The following is a 510-nucleotide window of genomic DNA, read 5'->3' as shown; positions in this document are numbered from 1 at the left end:
ATTTGACGAGAACAAAGCGCGGATTCAGCCGGAGTGGGGTTCCTGTATCCACGATAACGATCTGGACAGCGACAGCGCACCCTATCTGAACTTCCATGGTACCGATGGCCTGGAACTGGTACTGGCCATTGCGGAACAGGATTTTTCCATTCTGTCTCCCACAGGCCTGCTAGATGTGCTGGAAGGGCTGCTCAACCTGCCTTCGGACACCAATCTGTCTGATCATGATTGCCAGGCCCGTTTTGGCAAAACGTTGCCATCATTGCCGCGGGTAGAAATTCCGCCCTTCGAGCCCAGCGGTGAATTTGACCCTGCACCGTCGGATGAAGTTGTAGAGTTCTACTGTAGCGCTGAAGTTGCCGACGGCGAGATCAACCGCGAAGCACTGAACTACAACTGCCCGACGCTGGATCAGTACAACCTGTTTGCCGATGCGCAAGATCCACGCAGCATGCCCAATGAAAGTGGCCAGCCCTTTGTGCTGAACACCAAGCTGTTCTCTGACTACTC

Annotated in this window: 1 pseudogene; it reads left to right on the top strand. The window is 54.3% G+C overall.

The annotated features are described in order from the left end of the window. Positions 1-510 (top strand): annotated as a pseudogene (locus A3730_RS31400) (hypothetical protein); the annotation flags it as partial.

The organism is Alcanivorax sp. HI0044 (assembly GCF_001634945.1).
The sequence above is the reverse complement of the archived record's forward strand: the minus strand, read 5'-3'. Positions and strand labels throughout refer to the sequence as shown.